The sequence below is a fragment of the Rhizobium sp. CNPSo 3670 genome (genome assembly GCF_057784555.1).
On sequence record NZ_JBXSOL010000027.1, the window covers coordinates 61,519 to 78,488 of the forward strand.

The following is a 16,970-nucleotide window of genomic DNA, read 5'->3' on the forward strand; positions in this document are numbered from 1 at the left end:
TTAAAATATCTTTGATTTTTTATAGGGAAGACGCGCTTGAGCGATAGGCGGCGAAAGATCATGAGGGTTCTCGACGGCGAAAGCGTTTTTCCTCCTCCTCTCTGGCTGATGAGACAGGCAGGACGCTATCTGCCGGAATACAGGGAGACCCGGGCAAAGGCCGGAAGCTTCCTCGATCTCTGCTACACGCCCGATCACGCCGTTGAAGTGACGTTGCAGCCGATCCGCCGCTACGGCTTCGATGCAGCGATCCTGTTTTCCGACATTCTCGTCATTCCCGACGCGATGAAGCGGAATGTTCGTTTCACTGAAGGCCATGGACCGGAGATGGATCCGATCGATGAAGCGGGCATCGGCAGATTGAACGGCGACGACGTTGTCGATTATCTCGGACCGGTTCTGGAAACGGTTCGGCGGTTGCGGCAGGAATTACCTGAAGAAACGACTCTGCTCGGTTTCTGCGGCGCGCCTTGGACGGTTGCGACCTATATGATCGCCGGCCACGGCACCCCGGATCAGGCCCCTGCCCGTCTCTTCGCCTATAAACATCCCCGCGCCTTCGAGCAGCTGCTGATGCTGCTTGCCGACGTTTCGGCCGATTATCTCGTGGCGCAGATCGATGCCGGCGCCGATGCTGTGCAGATTTTCGATTCCTGGGCGGGTGTTCTCGGTGAGAAAGAGTTCGACGCCTTCGCTGTCAAGCCGGTTGCACGAATGATTGCCTCGATCAAGGCGCGGCGGCCGCAGGCGCGCATCATCGCCTTCGCCAAGGGTGCGGGCTACCAGCTGAAAACCTATCGTCAGAAGACCGGAGCGGATGCGATCGGTCTCGACTGGTCCGTCCCGTTGGCCTTTGCTGCCGAACTTCAGAAGGATGGCCCGGTTCAGGGCAATCTCGACCCGATGCGCGTCGTTGCCGGCGGCCGGGCGCTGGAAGAGGGTATCGACGATATTCTGCATCGTCTCGGCAATGGACCGCTTGTCTTCAATCTCGGCCATGGCATCACGCCGCAGGCCGACCCCGAACATGTGCGTTTGCTGGTTGAACGCGTGCGGGGTTCACGGATGGCCCAGACGTGACGATGGAAAAACAGACGGACCGTAGAGCCGGCGCTTACGCGCGGCGCCGCGCGCATTTTGCGCTGGTCTTCTTCGCGCTGATCGCGGTTGGGCTGTTCGCCTGGAATCCCGACAATCTCTATCTCTGGATCAAGGCGCTTCATATCATCGCGGTCATCTCCTGGATGGCAGGACTGTTCTATATGCCGCGCTTGTTCATCTACCATACCGACGCCGAACCAGGCTCGGTGCAGTCGGAAACCTTCAAGGTAATGGAGCGCCGGCTGCTTCGCATCATCATGACGCCGGCGATGATGCTGACCTGGATCTTCGGTCTCTATCTCGCCTGGTCGGTCTACGGGTTCCAGGGCGGCTGGCTGCATGCAAAAATCGGGCTTGTCGTGCTGCTGACCGGGATCCATATGTTCTTCAGCAGCGCCGTGCGCGCCTTCGAGCGGGACGAAAATCGCCGTTCCGCGCGCTACTGGAGGTTCATGAACGAGGCGCCGACTTTGCTGATGATCGCGATCGTGATCCTCGTCGTGGTGAAGCCATTCTGACGAGAAATCCTCCCTCAGGTTAAATTTGCTTCATTTTAAGCAGCCCCCTTGCGGCGGCGATAACGAGTCGCTATTTTCCGCGCATCTCATCTACGTGGCATGTGTGTAGATTTCAGTCGTCTGCGAGCCCCTTTCGCAGTACCGAATACGACCCAACATCGCCTTTCCCCTTCGAAATTGAAAAGAGTATTGGTCACTTCATGGCTGAAATGAAGCTTCAGGAACTTAAGAGCAAATCCCCGACGGATCTTCTGGCTTTCGCCGAATCGCTCGAGGTCGAGAATGCAAGCACGATGCGCAAGCAGGAGCTGATGTTTGCGATCCTCAAAATGCTTGCCAGCCAGGATGTGGAAATCATCGGCGAAGGGGTTGTCGAGGTGCTGCAGGACGGCTTCGGCTTCCTGCGTTCGGCGAATGCAAACTACCTGCCCGGTCCCGACGACATCTACATCTCGCCGTCACAGATCCGCCGTTTCTCGTTGAAAACCGGCGACACGGTCGAGGGACCGATCCGCGGGCCAAAGGAAGGCGAGCGTTATTTCGCGCTGCTCAAGGTCAACACCATCAATTTCGACGATCCGGAAAAGATTCGTCATAAGGTTCATTTCGACAACCTGACGCCGCTCTACCCGAATGAGCGCTTCAAGATGGAACTCGAGATCCCGACCTCCAAGGATCTGTCGCCGCGTGTGATCGACTTGGTGGCGCCGCTCGGCAAGGGCCAGCGCGGACTGATCGTCGCGCCTCCGCGTACCGGTAAGACCGTGCTTCTCCAGAACATCGCCCATTCGATCACGGCCAACCATCCGGAATGTTATCTGATCGTTCTTCTGATCGACGAGCGTCCCGAGGAAGTGACCGACATGCAGCGCTCGGTCCGCGGCGAGGTTATCTCCTCGACCTTCGACGAGCCGGCAGTGCGTCACGTCCAGGTGGCCGAAATGGTCATCGAAAAAGCAAAGCGTCTGGTCGAGCACGGGCGCGACGTCGTCATCCTGCTCGATTCGATTACACGCCTTGGCCGCGCCTATAACACGGTCGTTCCCTCCTCCGGCAAGGTTCTGACGGGCGGCGTCGACGCCAACGCACTGCAGCGGCCGAAGCGCTTCTTCGGCGCCGCGCGCAATATCGAGGAAGGCGGTTCCCTGACGATCATCGCGACTGCGTTGATCGATACCGGCAGCCGCATGGACGAAGTCATCTTTGAAGAGTTCAAGGGTACCGGCAACTCCGAAATTGTCCTTGACCGCAAGGTTGCCGACAAGCGCATCTTCCCGGCGATGGATATTCTGAAGTCCGGCACGCGTAAGGAAGACCTTCTTGTTCCGCGCCAGGATCTGCAGAAGATCTTCGTTCTGCGTCGTATTCTGGCGCCGATGGGTACCACCGATGCGATCGAATTCCTGATCGACAAACTCAAACAGACGAAGAATAATTCCGACTTCTTCGACTCGATGAACACCTGATCCTTAGCCGGATTCGGCTGATGAGAGCTGGCGCATCGTCTCGATGTCGCCAGCTTTTTGTTTAAGGGACTCGATTCGGACTCGAACAGAAAAACCGGACGCATGGCCATGTTGAATGATACAATCTATGCGCTTTCGAGCGGTCCTCCGCCCTCGGGTGTTTCGGTCGTCCGCATCAGCGGTCCGCTGACAAGAGATATATTGATCCGGCTGGCTGGACCCGTACCGGCTGACCGAGCGGCGTCCTACCGAACGATTCGGACTCGTAACAACGAACCGATCGATAACGGCCTAGTGCTGTTTTTTCCCGCCCCGCATTCTTTCACCGGCGACGATGTGGCCGAGTTGCAGATCCACGGCAGTAAGGCCGTGTTGGCGGCATTGTTCTCCGAACTTGAGGGTATTCCAGGTGTTCGTATGGCCCATGAAGGCGAGTTTTCGCGGCGGGCCTTCGAAAACGGCAAGCTTGATCTTGTCGAGGTTGAGGGGCTCGCCGATTTGATCGGCGCCGAAACCGAGATGCAGCGCCGTCTTGCCGTGGAGCAGAGCGCCGGCGGCGTCTCGGCGATTTACGATTCGTGGGCGGAACGATTAACCCGGGCTCGGGCGCTGATCGAGGCGGAGCTCGATTTTCCCGACGAAGACGACGTTCCAGGCTCCGTCTCGGACATGGTGTGGGCCGATATGAAGCGGCTTCGCGACGATATCGGCCTTCATCTCAAATCGGCCTCGGCGGGCGAAATCATCAGGGACGGCTTTAAAGTGGTGATCGCGGGCGCGCCGAATGCCGGAAAATCAAGCCTGCTGAACGCCTTGGCCCGGCGCGACGTTGCGATCGTCACCGACATTGCCGGAACGACCCGCGATGTGCTGCAGGTCGATCTCGATATTGACGGCTATCTTGTCAAACTCTATGACACCGCCGGTCTGCGCCAGGCGGACGACCGGGTGGAAATGGAGGGCGTGCGGCGCGCGCGCGTTGCGCTTCGAGATGCCGATCTTGGGCTGCTGTTGGTCGACATGAGCAATCCGACGATTCCCGGCGACTTGGAGCAGACTTTGCCCCATGTTACTGTCGGAACGAAGAAGGATCTCGTTGAGACTGGGTCGGATCGCTATGACCTGCAGATTTCGACGCTGACCGGTGACGGTCTGTCGGAGTTGCGCCAGCTGATCGGCCGCATTGTCGCCGAGCGTTTCAGTGGTCTGTCTCTGGCCATCCCCAGCCGGCAGCGGCATAAGGATTCGCTGACGAAATGTTTGGCAGCACTCGACGCGGCAATCTCGGAGATTGACGCAGACCTTGAACTGCGCACCGAACAGCTTCGGCTTGCGGCTGAATACCTGGGAAGAATTACCGGGCGGGTGGACGTCGAACAGCTGCTCGACGTGATCTTCTCGGAGTTTTGCATCGGCAAGTGATTCACGTGAAACCTTTACCGGCGGCGGGCCCTCAGGTTCACGTGAAGTCTTGCTGTTTTGGAGTTTTGATATGACCGACAGTGGCTATGATGTGATCGTCATCGGCGGCGGCCATGCAGGAACCGAGGCGGCCAGTGCGGCTGCGCGCCTCGGTGCGAAAACTGCGCTCGTTACCCATAGGCGAGACACAATTGGGGTCATGTCCTGCAATCCGGCCATCGGCGGGCTCGGAAAGGGACATCTGGTTCGTGAGATCGACGCGATGGATGGCCTAATGGGCCGGGTTGCCGACGTTGCTGGCATCCAGTTCAGAATGCTGAACCGCAAAAAGGGTGCGGCCGTGCGGGGTCCACGGACCCAGGCAGATCGAAAGCTTTACCGGCTGGCGATGCTCGCCGCAATCGAAGCGACGGCAGGCTTGGACATTATCGAGGGCGACGCATTCGATCTCGATGTGCTCGATGACCGTGTTACTGGGGTCATCATGAAAGACGGCCGACGGCTGCAGGCGCCGGCCGTGGTCTTGACAACCGGTACCTTCCTGCGCGGCCTCATTCATATCGGCTCTGAAAAGACGCCCGCTGGTCGTGTCGGCGAAGCGCCGTCGATCGGCCTGTCTGCCACCCTGGCGCGGTTGGGGCTCCGGCTCGGACGGCTGAAAACCGGAACGCCGGCCCGGCTGGATGGCAAGACGATCGACTGGCAATCCGTCGGCCGACAGGGTGCGGATGAGGAACTTGTGCCTTTTTCCTTCATGACCGATACGATCACCACACGGCAGGTTGAATGCGGCGTTACCAGGACGACCGAGGCGACACACGGCATCATTATCGACAATATCAAGCGCTCGGCGATGTATTCCGGGCAGATCGAAGGCGTCGGGCCGCGTTACTGCCCGTCCATCGAAGATAAGCTGGTGAAATTCGGAGAGCGCGACGGACATCAGGTCTTTCTTGAACCCGAGGGACTGGATGACGACACGGTTTATCCGAACGGCATTTCGACGTCGCTGCCGGCCGAAGTTCAAGCTGCGTTCATTAAAACCATTCCAGGCCTCGAATCGGCGAGGATCCTGCAGCCGGGTTATGCCATCGAATATGACCATGTCGATCCAAGAGAGCTTACCCCATCGCTTGAGGTCAAGCGATTGAGAGGTCTGTTCCTCGCGGGCCAGATCAATGGCACCACCGGTTATGAGGAGGCAGCGGCCCAGGGGCTGGCAGCCGGATTGAATGCCGCCCTACGCAGTTCCGATTCGGAACCGTTCCATTTCAGCCGGACAAGCTCCTATATTGGCGTGATGATCGACGACCTCACGTCGCGCGGCGTTACGGAACCGTATCGAATGTTTACGTCGCGTGCGGAGTACCGCCTGACTTTGCGTGCCGACAACGCCGATGTGCGGCTGACACCGCTGGCTATGGAGCTTGGATGTGTGAGCGCCGAGCGCGCCGAGCGATTCAACAGGTATCAGGCCGAGATTGACGCTGGGCGCGCCCAACTGATGGCGCTGACGGTGACGCCCAATGAGGCGCGACGGGCGGGCTTGAACATTAACCTCGATGGCCAGCGCCGGACGGCCTACGATCTGTTGTCTTACCCGGCCTATGATTTCGCCGCACTTCGACGGGTTTGGCCGGAGGAACTGGGTAGGCTCCGGCCAAAGGTCGCGGAGGCGTTGGAGATCGAGGCAGGCTACTCGGTCTACCTTGATCGGCAGGCGGCTGCGATCGCCGATCAACAACGCGACGAGGATCGGCGGATACCGGCCGATTTTAATTATGACGCGCTCTCGGGCCTTTCGAATGAGCTCAAGGCGAAGCTCGATGCTGCTCGCCCGTTCAACGTTGCCCAGGCGGCGATCGTCGAGGGTATGACCCCCGCCGCCATTGCGCTGCTGCTCGTGCACCTGCGTCGGCAACACGGAATCGCGCGGCAGAGCGCCTGACACAAGATTTGAGAGTCCTGAGAATGGAACTGAACGGTTTGCGTGTTTCACGTGAAACACAGGAACGACTTCAACATTTCGCGACGCTTTTTCAGAAATGGGCAAAAACGATCAATCTGGTGGCGCCATCGACGCTCGATGCGCTGTGGCACCGCCATATTGCCGACAGCAGTCAGATCTTTCAGATCTACCCGCAGCCCGTCACCTGGGTAGACCTCGGCAGTGGTGGCGGCTTTCCTGGTGTGATTACCGCCATCTTCCTGGCAGAGCTGCAAGACGGTTGGGTGCATCTTGTCGAAAGCAACCATAAAAAGGCAGCGTTTTTGCGAACGGCGCTGCGGGAGACGAATGCTCGGGGGAGCGTTCACGCCAGTCGAATCGAAGACGCCTATCCGGAGATCGGCGATTGCGACGCGATCTCGGCGCGAGCCCTGGCCGATCTTAATGGGTTGATCGGCTATTCAGCCCCCTGGATGCTTGGCAAGGAAAATTGCCGGGGGTTTTTTCACAAAGGCCGGGATTACCTGAGGGAAATCGCCGAAGCCCGTGGTCGGTGGGAATTCGATCTGATAGAACATGAGAGCGTCGTCGAGCAGGAATCCGTGATTTTGGAAGTATCGAACCTCCGGCGCTTGGTTTAACAGATCGGATATTGCAGCAATGGCTGGCGAACGACATCGGATAATAACCATCGCAAATCAGAAAGGTGGCGTTGGCAAGACGACCACTGCAATCAATCTGGCAACGGCGCTGGCCGCTATCGGCGAGCGGGTTCTGATCGTCGATCTGGATCCGCAGGGCAATGCTAGCACCGGCCTCGGTATCGACCGCCGCGACCGCAAGCTCTCCTCCTATGACCTGATGGTCGGTGACCGCGGGATCAGCGACGTGACGCTGGAAACAGCCGTTCCCAACCTCTTCATCGTTCCTTCGACCATGGATCTGCTTGGCATCGAGATGGAAATCTCGCAGCAGAGCGATCGGGTTTTTAAACTGCGGAAGGCCCTATCCTCTCCCGAGGCTATGGCATTCTCCTATATTCTTCTCGATTGCCCGCCCTCTTTCAATTTGCTGACGATGAATGCCATGGCGGCCGCCCATTCGGTGCTGGTGCCGCTGCAATGCGAATTCTTTGCGCTGGAGGGGCTCAGCCAGCTGCTCGAGACCGTCAGTCAGGTTCGTCGGACAGTAAATCCGCGGCTGGATATCCAGGGCATCGTCTTGACGATGTTCGATGCGCGTAACAATTTGGCCCAGCAGGTGGTCAATGATGTGCGGACGCATCTCGGGGAAAAGGTTTATCATACGTTAATCCCCCGAAACGTCCGGGTGTCCGAGGCGCCGTCCTACGGCAAGCCCGCTATTCTCTATGATCTGAAATGCGCGGGTAGCCAGGCCTATCTGCAACTGGCCTCCGAGGTCATTCAGCGTGAGCGGCAGAGATTGGCCGCGTAAGATCATTTCCGGGGTGTAAGTGAGTGTAGATTATGAATGACGATGTATCGAAAAGACGACTGGGTCGCGGCCTTGCAGCATTGATTGGTGAAATGGATCAGCCTGTTCCGGTTGAAGCTGAACGCACTGTCAGCGCCGACCGAATGATTCCGATCGAATTCGTCAGCCGTAACCCGCGCAATCCGCGTCGTTTCTTCGATGACACCGAACTGCACGATCTTGCGAGTTCCATCCGTCAGCACGGTATCGTTCAGCCGATCGTGGTGCGGACGATGTCACAAGACAGATATGAAATCATCGCCGGGGAGCGGCGCTGGCGGGCGGCGCAACTCGCTGGCCTGATCGAGATCCCGGTCATTATTCGTGACGTTGACGACAAAACCGCCCTTGAGATTGCGATCGTCGAAAACGTGCAGCGAGCGGATCTCAATCCTCTCGAAGAGGCGTTGGGCTATGAGCAGCTGATCGCCGAATATGGCTACACCCAAAATGATCTTGGCGAGATCATTGGTAAGAGCCGCAGTCATGTCGCCAACTCGCTGCGTTTGCTGAAATTGCCCGAACCGGTTCGCGATCTTCTTGCCGCCGGCAGTCTTTCCGCCGGCCATGCACGCGCACTTGTTTCGACGCCCGATCCGGCAAGCCTTGCCCGCACCATCGTCGCCAAGGGCATGTCGGTGCGTGATGCCGAGAAGTTGGCCCAGAACAATATCAAGGCGCAATCGGAGCCGCAGCAGCCGGCGTTGCGTCGCGATCAGAAGGATTCCGATACGCTGGCGCTGGAGCGCACGCTTTCCGATGCCCTCGGTCTTGATGTTTCAATCAATCACAAGAACGGCGGCGGCCAGATCAAAATATCATATAAGTCGCTGGAACAGCTCGAGGAAATCTGCCGCCTGCTGGAAAGGCGATGATCAGCCGGATTTGCGGCCGGATTGTAGAGTGGTGGAGAGAAGTGTTTGCATCGCAACGCTGTCTTCCAGCACCTGCCGTCGCCGGCTCTGGAGGATCGCTGCCTGCAGGCGATTGGATTCACGCGCGATGCTGTCCGCCGACCAGTGGCGGAGCGCCTGCTCGATGATCGGCTTGCGGCGAAAATGCAGATGCCGACCCATCGTCTGCATGACCTGAGGCGCCTGCACCCTTTTTTCTTCCATTTCAGCGCGCATCATGTCCAGAAGCTGGAATTGCTTCAGGCAGGCCTGCAGCACCAGAAATATAGCGGTTTTTGAACTGCTGATCTTTTGCATGGCATGCAGGAAACCGTTGAGGTCACCGCTGAGGATGGCATCGACGGTGTCATCGACGGAGATCGCGCTGGCGTCGCCAATTATTTCGGCAACGTGATGTTCCTCAACCGTATTGAGTCCGCTGCAATAAAGGGCGAGCTTGCGCACTTCGTTACGGGAAGCGATGCGATCACCGCCGATCAGTGAGATCAGCGCCTGACGGGCCGCCGGGGTAATGCCAAGCTTCTGCGCGCCGAGTTCAGCATCGATCAAGCCGTTCAGAGCGCGGCTGTCGTCGGCGTAGGAGGGGATCGTCATGACGGATCCTGCGGCTTCCGCGGTCTTGCGAAGCAGGGATCCTTTTTTCAGATCGCCGGCCTCAACGATCAGGTAGGCGGCTTCGAGCGGTTTTTCGGCCAGCACCGCCAGGGAATCGACGAGGTATTTTTCGTTGGCTGCACCGCGGATCCAGATGAGTTTCTCGCCGCCGAACAAGCCGATAGACTGAGCCTCGTCAACCAAGCGTCCGGGATCCTTCTGCAGATCCCCGATATCGAGTTTGGTTAGGGAGAAAGGATCGTGTAGCGCGACGCCGGTCTTGCCGGCGATCTGGCCGGCCCGTTCGGAAACCAGGCCGCGATCCGGCCCGTAAATGACGAAAATCCGGTAGTTCCCCGCCGATTTCTGCAGGAAAGTCTCGAATTCATGGGACTTGATTTCGGCCACCTCCCCGGCCCTCAGCGGCTGAGGGCAGCGGCGAGATCGGCTCCTACGAATTCTGCCGCCTGATCCGCCGCGCGGTTCTCGGCATCGCGGATCGCCCTTTGCTTGGCAAACTCCTGCTCGGAGAAATCCACCAGGGCAGTCGCTTGGCGGCTACCGGCCTTGATCACGTGTCCGTCGGCAATAGCACTCAGCGTATAGGTAACGGTGACGGTGACACGACCGGCGCGCGATGTATCGCCGGATTGACGCAGCAGCGTATCGGCGACGCTCGAAGTAGCGCGCATTTGGACGTGATATTGTGGATTTGTCGCTTCGCCGGCGCCGCGCGATGCCAAGAAGATCAGGCGATTGCGCACCTGCTGTTCGACGCGGCCTGATGCATCGGAAAAGCCGACCGAGGACAACTTTTCGACGACGCCGGAACTCTCGGAATAAAGCGGCCGAACCTGGCAGGCCGAAAGAAATGCCGAGGCGGCAAGGATCATGGCGATGCCGGCATTGCGGATGATATCAGACGACAATGTTCACAATCCTTTGGGGAACCACGATGATCTTCTTCGGCGCCTGACCGTTCAGCACGTTCTTCACCGCATCCAGTTCCAGCACGGCGTTGGTGATGGCATTCTGATCTGCATCGCGAGAAATTGTCAATTCGGCGCGCTTCTTGCCGTTGACCTGCACGGGCAGAACGACGTCATTCTCCATGACCAGCGCTTCCACGTAACGCGGCCAGTCCGTGCGGGCGAGCAGCCCGGCATTGCCGAGCGTAGCCCAGCACTCCTCGGCAAGATGTGGTGTCATCGGTGCGACGAGCTGGATCAGGATCTCGGCAGCGTCACGCACGGCGGCACGATAGGCGATGTCGCCTTCACCCGCCGCAACCCTCGTCAGCGGCGCGGCGAGGGCATTGACGAGCTCGTAGATGCGGGCTACGGCCTTGTTGAACCACAGCTTGTCGTAGTCGTTCTGAACGGCCTTCAGCGTCTTGTGCGCCGCCTGCGAGATTCCCAGAGCGTCCCCTTCGCTTGCCGGTGCGGGGGCAACGGTCGACAGGCCGCCGGCCGCTTCGGAAATCAGCCGCCATAGGCGCTGAGTGAAACGATGGGCACCTTCGACGCCGGCTTCCGACCAGATGACGTCACGCTCCGGCGGGGAGTCGGAGAGAACGAAGAAACGCGCGGTATCGGCGCCATAGGAGGCGATAATATCGTCGGGATCGACAACGTTCTTCTTTGATTTCGACATCTTCTCGATCGAGCCGATGGCGATTTCTTCATCTGACGCCAGCAAGAAGGCACGGCGTTTACCGTCGATCTCTTCGATGCGGATATCGGCGGGAGCCACCCACTCGCGGCCGGCGCCGGAACCGCGGCTGTAGGTTTCATGGACCACCATGCCCTGGGTAAAAAGACCCTTGAAGGGTTCGGTGGCGGCGACATGGCCGGTCTCGCGCATGGCGCGGGTGAAAAAACGGGAATAAAGCAGATGCAAAATCGCGTGCTCGATGCCGCCGATATATTGATCGACCGGCAGCCAGCGATTAGCCGCCTCAGGATCGGTCGGCTTGGCTTCCCAAGGTGCGGTAAAGCGGGTGAAATACCAGCTTGAATCGACGAAGGTGTCCATCGTATCCGTCTCGCGGCGTGCGTCCTTGCCGCAGTTCGGGCAGGCGACATGCCGCCAGGTCGGATGACGATCGAGTGGATTGCCGGGCTGGTCGAAGGTTACATCCTCCGGCAGCTTGACCGGCAGGTCCTTCTTCGGCACCGGCACAACGCCGCAGGCGTCGCAATGGATGACCGGGATCGGGCAGCCCCAATAGCGCTGGCGCGAAATGCCCCAGTCGCGCAGACGGAAATTGATCTTCCGTTCGCCCTGCGGCGCATTGCCGAGGGAAGCCGCCGACAGCCGGTCGGCAACGATATTGAAGGCTTCCTCCGTCGTCTTGCCGTCGAGGAAACGCGAATTGATCATCACTCCGTCGCCGTCATAGGCGGTGTCGCCGACGGAAAAGCTTGCGGCGTCACCATCCCTTGGCATGACGACCGGCACAACCGGCAAGCCATATTTCCGGGCAAAGTCGAGGTCGCGCTGGTCCCCCGACGGGCAGCCGAAGATCGCACCCGTGCCGTAATCCATCAGAACGAAATTGGCGATGTAGACAGGCAGTTCCCAGGAGGGATCGAGCGGATGCCTGACGCGGATGCCGGTATCCATGCCCTTCTTTTCGGCGGTCTCGAGCGCGGCAAGTGAGGTGCCGGCGCGGCGGCACTCCTCACAGAAGGCTTCGATCTCAACATTCTTCGCGGCCGCATCCTTGGCCAGCGGATGATCGGCTGAGATCGCCAGGAAGGAGGCGCCGAACAACGTGTCTGGACGTGTCGTATAGACCGTGATTTCGGTCTCACCGGCAGGCGCGGTCTCCGGCACGATTTCCCAGCGGACCGTCAGGCCCTCGGAACGGCCGATCCAGTTCTTTTGCATCAGGCGCACTTTTTCCGGCCACTGGTCGAGCGTATCCAGCGCGTCCAACAGGTCCTGGCTGAAATCGGTGATCTTGAAGAACCATTGCGTCAGTTCGCGCTGTTCGACCAGCGCACCGGAGCGCCAGCCGCGGCCGTCGATCACCTGTTCGTTGGCAAGAACGGTATTGTCAACCGGATCCCAGTTTACCTTCGACTGCTTGCGGTAGACCAGACCCTTTTCCAGGAAGTCCAGGAACAGGTGCTGCTGGTGCTGGTAATAGTCGACGTCGCAGGTGGCGAATTCGCGGCTCCAATCCAGCGACAGCCCCATCGCCTTCAGCTGCGATTTCATCGAGGCGATGTTCTGGTAGGTCCAGGATGCGGGGTGGACACCGCGCTCCATGGCGGCGTTTTCCGCCGGCATGCCGAAGGCGTCCCAGCCCATCGGATGCAGAACGTTATAACCGCGGGCGCGCTTGTAACGGGCAACCACGTCGCCCATAGCGTAATTGCGGACATGGCCCATATGAATGCGCCCCGAGGGATAGGGAAACATTTCGAGGACATAATATTTTTCGCGCGGATCCGAATTGTCGGTCTCGAAGACCTTGTCTTCGTTCCATTTCTGCTGCCAGCGGGGCTCGGCGTCGCGCGGATTATAACGTTCGGTGGCCATGGTATTCGAAATTCCGGAAAATCAGGGGAGTTGGCCGAGACCTTCACCATGAAACCACGATAGCGTCAAGTTTTGCGGGCGCTGCAAGCGTCCGATCTTCATGCCGCCGAAGCGATTTCGCCGGTGCGGGTCTTGGCAAGCACGGAATGGCTGGCTAGTTCATGCCAATTCCTTTCACGTTGATATGTCGAGGCAGAACGATGGAACTTCAAGAGCGGTTGAACGACGTGCGCTCGCGGATCGCGGCGGCGGAACGCCAGGCAGGTCGTCCGGCCGGTTCCGTTCAGCTCATCGCCGTATCGAAGACGTTCGAGGCGGATGCGATCCGTCCGGCTATCGACGCCGGGCAGCGGGTGTTCGGCGAGAACCGGGTACAGGAAAGCCAAGGCAAATGGCCCGATCTGAAGGCCGAGTATCCTGAGATCGAACTGCATCTGATCGGGCCGCTGCAATCGAATAAGGCGGCGGATGCGGTGGCGCTCTTCGATGTCATCGAGACGGTGGACCGCGAAAAGATCGCCCGCGCCCTCGCCGAGGAGATGAAGCGTCAGGGCAGGACGCCGCGGCTCTACGTCCAGGTCAATACCGGGCTGGAACCGCAGAAGGCCGGCATCCCTCCCCAGGATACGCCTGATTTCGTCGCCCTCTGCCGCGATCAACTCGGCCTGTCCATCGAGGGGTTGATGTGCATCCCGCCGGCTGAGGAAAATCCCGGGCCGCATTTCGCGTTGCTGGCAAAGCTCGCCGCCAAATGCAGCGTCGAAAAACTTTCCATGGGCATGTCGGGTGATTACGAGACGGCGATTGCTTTCGGCGCCACCAGTGTGCGCGTCGGATCGGCGATTTTCGGCGCGCGTTGATACTTGCTTTCGTCGGGCTTTCCGTCCTCCTCGGCCGAGCCTAAATTGATATCGAGGCTTGCATGTTCTGGGGAGGAGCAGATGCAAAACGGCTATCATCAGGTCTATGCGGCCTGGAAAAAGGATCCCGAAGGCTTCTGGAGCGAAGCCGCCGCCGATATCGACTGGTTCAAGCCTCCGGAGCGGATCTTTTCACCCGATAATGGCGTCTATGGCCGGTGGTTTTCAGGGGCAGAGACCAATACTTGCCACAATTGCCTGGATCGACATGTCGCAGCTGGACGCGGTGGCGAGACGGCGATCCTCTTCGACAGCGCCATGACCGGCGAGAAGCGCCGTTTCACCTATGATGGGGCGCTTGGTGAGGTGAAGGCGATCGCAGCAACACTGCTCGAGATCGGCATCGGCAAGGGCGACCGCGTGATCCTTTATATGCCGATGGTGCCGGAGGCGGTGTTTTCCATGCTCGCCTGCGCTCGCATCGGTGCGGTTCATTCCGTCGTTTTCGGCGGCTTTGCCGCCAGCGAACTTGCCGCGCGCATCGACGACAGCGGTGCTAAGCTGGTGATCACCGCAAGCTGCGGCCTCGAGCCCGGTCGCGTCATCGCCTATAAGCCGCTGGTCGATCAAGCCATCGAGCTTGCGCGGACGAAGCCGGAGCGCTGCCTAGTGCTGCAGCGGCCGCAGCTTCCGGCAGAGCTCGCCGGTGGCCGCGACCAGGATTTCGAGGCGGCGGTGGCGGCCCATCGCGGCGCAGAGGTGGCCTGTGTTCCCGTCAAGGCGACCGATCCGCTCTATATCCTCTACACCTCGGGCACCACGGGCCAACCGAAGGGCGTAGTCCGCGACAATGGCGGCCATATGGTCGCGCTTAACTGGTCGATGCGGAATGTCTACGGCCTGAAGCCGGGCGAGGTGTTCTGGACGGCGTCCGATATCGGCTGGGTCGTCGGCCATTCCTATATCGTCTATGCCCCGCTGATCGCGGGCGTGACCACGCTGATCTATGAGGGAAAGCCGGTCGGCACCCCGGATGCCGGCGTCTTCTGGCGGATCGTCTCGGAATACAAGGTGCGTGTGCTTTTCACGGCGCCGACCGCATTCCGCGCCATCCGGCGGGAGGATGGTGAGGGCGAACTGCTGCGCAAATATCCGATGCCGGATTTCCGGGCGCTGTTTCTGGCCGGCGAGAGGGCGGACCCTGAAACGCTGAAATGGGCGGAGCGCATGTTCGGCGTGCCGGTCATCGATCACTGGTGGCAGACGGAGACCGGCTGGCCGATCGCCGCCAATCCGCTTGGTCTTGGCGCCCTCCCCGTCAAGCATGGCTCACCGACATTGCCGATGCCCGGTTATGACATCGCGGTGCTCGACGATGCCGGTCACCCGGTCGAGGCGGGAACGCTCGGCAATATCGTCATAAAGCTGCCCTTGCCGCCGGGTTGCCTGCCGACCCTCTGGAACGCCGACGATCGCTTCCGCTCGGCTTACCTCGATGAATTTCCTGGCTACTACAAGACCGCCGATGCCGGCTGTGTCGACGAGGACGGTTATCTTTTCGTCATGTCGCGCACTGATGACATCATCAATTGCGCTGGTCACCGGCTTTCCACCGGGGCGATGGAGGAGGTCTGCGCGCGCCATCCCGATGTCGCCGAGTGCGCGGTCATCGGTATGACCGATGCGGTGAAGGGTCAGGTTCCCTGTGGTTTCCTGGTGCTGAAACGCGATGTTTCCCGTGAAACGCCGGCGATCGAATCGGAGGTCGTGGCGATGATCCGCCAGTCGATCGGCCCAGTCGCGGCCTTCAAAACGGCCATCACCGTTAACCGATTGCCGAAAACGCGCTCCGGCAAAATCCTGCGCGGAACCATGCAGAAGATCGCTGACGGCATACCCTGGAAAATGCCGGCAACCATCGATGATCCGGCGATATTGGAAGAGATCGCAGAGGCACTGCGAAAGCGTGGTTTTGGCTCCCTGCCGATGTGAAATCAGCGGGAAGGCTGCCGGAAGGTCAGCATATTGCTCGGCCTTGTGTGAGATGCTCTACAGCAACGCCAATGAAAAACCCCGCCTTTTCGGCGGGGTTTTTGCATGAGAAGGCTGATATCTCAGTACTGCTCGTCCTCGTCTTCGTCCTTCGGGGCCGAGCGCAGCGAGCTCAGCTTGCGGAAAACGGCGTCGGCGTCGATTTCCTTTTCCTCTTCGCGCTCGTAGCTCGGGGTCAGGCGCTCGGTCTCCTGCGCCGATTGCAGCGTTGCGCCCAGCTCGGCGGCGGTCGGCAGGGGACGACCCTTGGCGGCCTTTTCCACTTCCATGTCGAGGTCGATCTGGCTGCAGAGGCCGAGTGTGACCGGATCCATCGGCGCCAGGTTGGCGGAGTTCCAGTGGGTGCGCTCGCGGATCTGCTCGATCGTCGATTTCGTCGTGCCGACGAGGCGCGAAATCTGCGCGTCCTTCAGCTCCGGATGGTTGCGGACGAGCCAGAGAATGGCGTTCGGGCGGTCTTGACGCTTGGAGACCGGCGTGTAACGCGGGCCGCGGCGCTTGGATTCCGGCACGCGCACCTTCGGTTCGGAAAGCTTCAGCTTGTGGTTCGGGTTGGCTTCGGCACGAGCAATCTCATCGCGGGAAAGCTGTCCCGTCGAGATCGGGTCGAGACCCTTGATGCCCTGCGCGGCTTCGCCGTCGGCGATGGCTTTGACTTCGAGCGGGTGCAGTTTGCAGAACTGCGCGATCTGATCGAAAGACAGCGCCGTGTTGTCGACAAGCCAGATGGCAGTCGCCTTCGGCATGAGCAATGTTTGAGCCATGGATATAGTCCTTCTATCGTCCGCGCCGGTCGCGGTCCGTGGATTGTCACCACAATGTCCGGGAAATATGGCGCTATATAACCGGACTGTCGCAGAATTGCAATTCTTCCGAAATCAAATGACCTTTGTCTAATTGCCGTGGCGATGCGAACTGCTATGAATCGCCGTGATTTGAAGTTCGGGCCCAGATAGCTCGCGGTCCGTCGCATGTCCCATGAGGAGGAGTACCATGTCGGAGAAGATCTATCCGGTCACGAAGCCGGTAAAGGCGCGCGCCCTGATCGATAA

At 59.5% G+C, this 16,970-nt stretch carries 14 protein-coding genes; 10 read left to right on the plus strand and 4 right to left on the minus strand.

Annotated elements, in window-relative coordinates:
• Window positions 1–36 precede the first annotated feature (36 nt).
• From hemE to AC13QO_RS23790, 8 genes are all read left to right on the plus strand, one after another.
• Window positions 37–1,080, plus strand: coding sequence for a uroporphyrinogen decarboxylase (hemE, locus tag AC13QO_RS23755; RefSeq protein ID WP_488542031.1), 1,044 nt, complete (start codon window positions 37–39; stop codon window positions 1,078–1,080).
• Between the two features lie 2 nt (window positions 1,081–1,082).
• Entirely contained in the window at window positions 1,083–1,619 is a 537-nt protein-coding gene (hemJ, locus tag AC13QO_RS23760; protein WP_488542039.1) for a protoporphyrinogen oxidase HemJ, read from the plus strand.
• A 200-nt stretch (window positions 1,620–1,819) separates the two neighbouring features.
• Entirely contained in the window at window positions 1,820–3,085 is a 1,266-nt protein-coding gene (gene rho, locus AC13QO_RS23765; RefSeq protein ID WP_003589536.1) for a transcription termination factor Rho, read from the plus strand.
• A 102-nt stretch (window positions 3,086–3,187) separates the two neighbouring features.
• Window positions 3,188–4,507, plus strand: coding sequence for a tRNA uridine-5-carboxymethylaminomethyl(34) synthesis GTPase MnmE (gene mnmE, locus AC13QO_RS23770; protein ID WP_488542032.1), 1,320 nt, complete (start codon window positions 3,188–3,190; stop codon window positions 4,505–4,507).
• 70 nt (window positions 4,508–4,577) lie between these two features.
• Window positions 4,578–6,455 carry a tRNA uridine-5-carboxymethylaminomethyl(34) synthesis enzyme MnmG gene (mnmG, locus tag AC13QO_RS23775; protein ID WP_488542033.1) on the plus strand — a complete coding sequence of 626 codons (1,878 nt, stop codon included), beginning with the start codon at window positions 4,578–4,580 and terminating at the stop codon, window positions 6,453–6,455.
• A 23-nt stretch (window positions 6,456–6,478) separates the two neighbouring features.
• Window positions 6,479–7,096: a 16S rRNA (guanine(527)-N(7))-methyltransferase RsmG gene (rsmG, locus tag AC13QO_RS23780; RefSeq protein WP_488542034.1), complete on the plus strand. Its 618-nt coding sequence runs from the start codon at window positions 6,479–6,481 to the stop codon at window positions 7,094–7,096.
• A gap of 19 nt (window positions 7,097–7,115) precedes the next feature.
• The gene (locus tag AC13QO_RS23785) at window positions 7,116–7,910 is read left to right on the plus strand and encodes a ParA family protein (RefSeq protein ID WP_488542035.1); all 795 of its coding nucleotides are present in this window, start codon (window positions 7,116–7,118) and stop codon (window positions 7,908–7,910) included.
• A gap of 32 nt (window positions 7,911–7,942) precedes the next feature.
• Entirely contained in the window at window positions 7,943–8,824 is an 882-nt protein-coding gene (locus AC13QO_RS23790; RefSeq protein ID WP_488542036.1) for a ParB/RepB/Spo0J family partition protein, read from the plus strand.
• Here the strand turns inward: AC13QO_RS23790 and holA are convergent, their stop codons facing one another.
• The 3 genes from holA to leuS are packed head-to-tail and all read right to left on the minus strand — an operon-like array spanning window position 8,825 to window position 13,006.
• On the minus strand, window positions 8,825–9,865 hold the full coding sequence (holA, locus tag AC13QO_RS23795) for a DNA polymerase III subunit delta (RefSeq protein WP_285193279.1): 1,041 nt from the start codon (window positions 9,863–9,865) through the stop codon (window positions 8,825–8,827).
• An 11-nt stretch (window positions 9,866–9,876) separates the two neighbouring features.
• Window positions 9,877–10,386 (minus strand): LPS assembly lipoprotein LptE, encoded by a 510-nt coding sequence (gene lptE / locus AC13QO_RS23800; RefSeq protein ID WP_085779899.1) that lies wholly within the window; start codon window positions 10,384–10,386, stop codon window positions 9,877–9,879.
• The gene (gene leuS, locus AC13QO_RS23805) at window positions 10,376–13,006 is read right to left on the minus strand and encodes a leucine--tRNA ligase (RefSeq protein ID WP_488542037.1); all 2,631 of its coding nucleotides are present in this window, start codon (window positions 13,004–13,006) and stop codon (window positions 10,376–10,378) included. Before leuS ends, lptE begins: the two co-directional genes overlap by 11 nt.
• 200 nt (window positions 13,007–13,206) lie before the next feature.
• Between leuS and AC13QO_RS23810 the strand changes: the two genes are divergently transcribed.
• Together AC13QO_RS23810 and AC13QO_RS23815 are read left to right on the plus strand one after the other, a co-directional pair.
• Window positions 13,207–13,866, plus strand: a complete 660-nt coding sequence (locus AC13QO_RS23810) for a YggS family pyridoxal phosphate-dependent enzyme (protein ID WP_285193276.1) — start codon at window positions 13,207–13,209, stop codon at window positions 13,864–13,866.
• Window positions 13,867–13,947: 81 nt separating this feature from the next.
• Window positions 13,948–15,858 (plus strand): propionyl-CoA synthetase, encoded by a 1,911-nt coding sequence (locus tag AC13QO_RS23815; protein ID WP_488542038.1) that lies wholly within the window; start codon window positions 13,948–13,950, stop codon window positions 15,856–15,858.
• Between the two features lie 122 nt (window positions 15,859–15,980).
• Here the strand turns inward: AC13QO_RS23815 and AC13QO_RS23820 are convergent, their stop codons facing one another.
• Window positions 15,981–16,682 carry a DUF1013 domain-containing protein gene (locus AC13QO_RS23820; RefSeq protein WP_097601297.1) on the minus strand — a complete coding sequence of 234 codons (702 nt, stop codon included), beginning with the start codon at window positions 16,680–16,682 and terminating at the stop codon, window positions 15,981–15,983.
• Between the last annotated feature and the right edge of the window lie 288 nt (window positions 16,683–16,970).

What these genes read in the sequence shown, in the direction of transcription:
- hemJ (WP_488542039.1), top strand. Translation starts at nt 1,083, where the DNA reads ATGGAAAAACAGACGGACCGTAGAGCCGGCGCTTACGCGCGGCGCCGC.
- rho (WP_003589536.1), top strand. Translation starts at nt 1,820, where the DNA reads ATGGCTGAAATGAAGCTTCAGGAACTTAAGAGCAAATCCCCGACGGAT.
- mnmE (WP_488542032.1), top strand. Translation starts at nt 3,188, where the DNA reads ATGGCCATGTTGAATGATACAATCTATGCGCTTTCGAGCGGTCCTCCG.
- mnmG (WP_488542033.1), top strand. Translation starts at nt 4,578, where the DNA reads ATGACCGACAGTGGCTATGATGTGATCGTCATCGGCGGCGGCCATGCA.
- rsmG (WP_488542034.1), top strand. Translation starts at nt 6,479, where the DNA reads ATGGAACTGAACGGTTTGCGTGTTTCACGTGAAACACAGGAACGACTT.
- AC13QO_RS23785 (WP_488542035.1), top strand. Translation starts at nt 7,116, where the DNA reads ATGGCTGGCGAACGACATCGGATAATAACCATCGCAAATCAGAAAGGT.
- AC13QO_RS23790 (WP_488542036.1), top strand. Translation starts at nt 7,943, where the DNA reads ATGAATGACGATGTATCGAAAAGACGACTGGGTCGCGGCCTTGCAGCA.
- leuS (WP_488542037.1), bottom strand. Translation starts at nt 13,006, where the DNA reads ATGGCCACCGAACGTTATAATCCGCGCGACGCCGAGCCCCGCTGGCAG.
- AC13QO_RS23810 (WP_285193276.1), top strand. Translation starts at nt 13,207, where the DNA reads ATGGAACTTCAAGAGCGGTTGAACGACGTGCGCTCGCGGATCGCGGCG.
- AC13QO_RS23815 (WP_488542038.1), top strand. Translation starts at nt 13,948, where the DNA reads ATGCAAAACGGCTATCATCAGGTCTATGCGGCCTGGAAAAAGGATCCC.
- AC13QO_RS23820 (WP_097601297.1), bottom strand. Translation starts at nt 16,682, where the DNA reads ATGGCTCAAACATTGCTCATGCCGAAGGCGACTGCCATCTGGCTTGTC.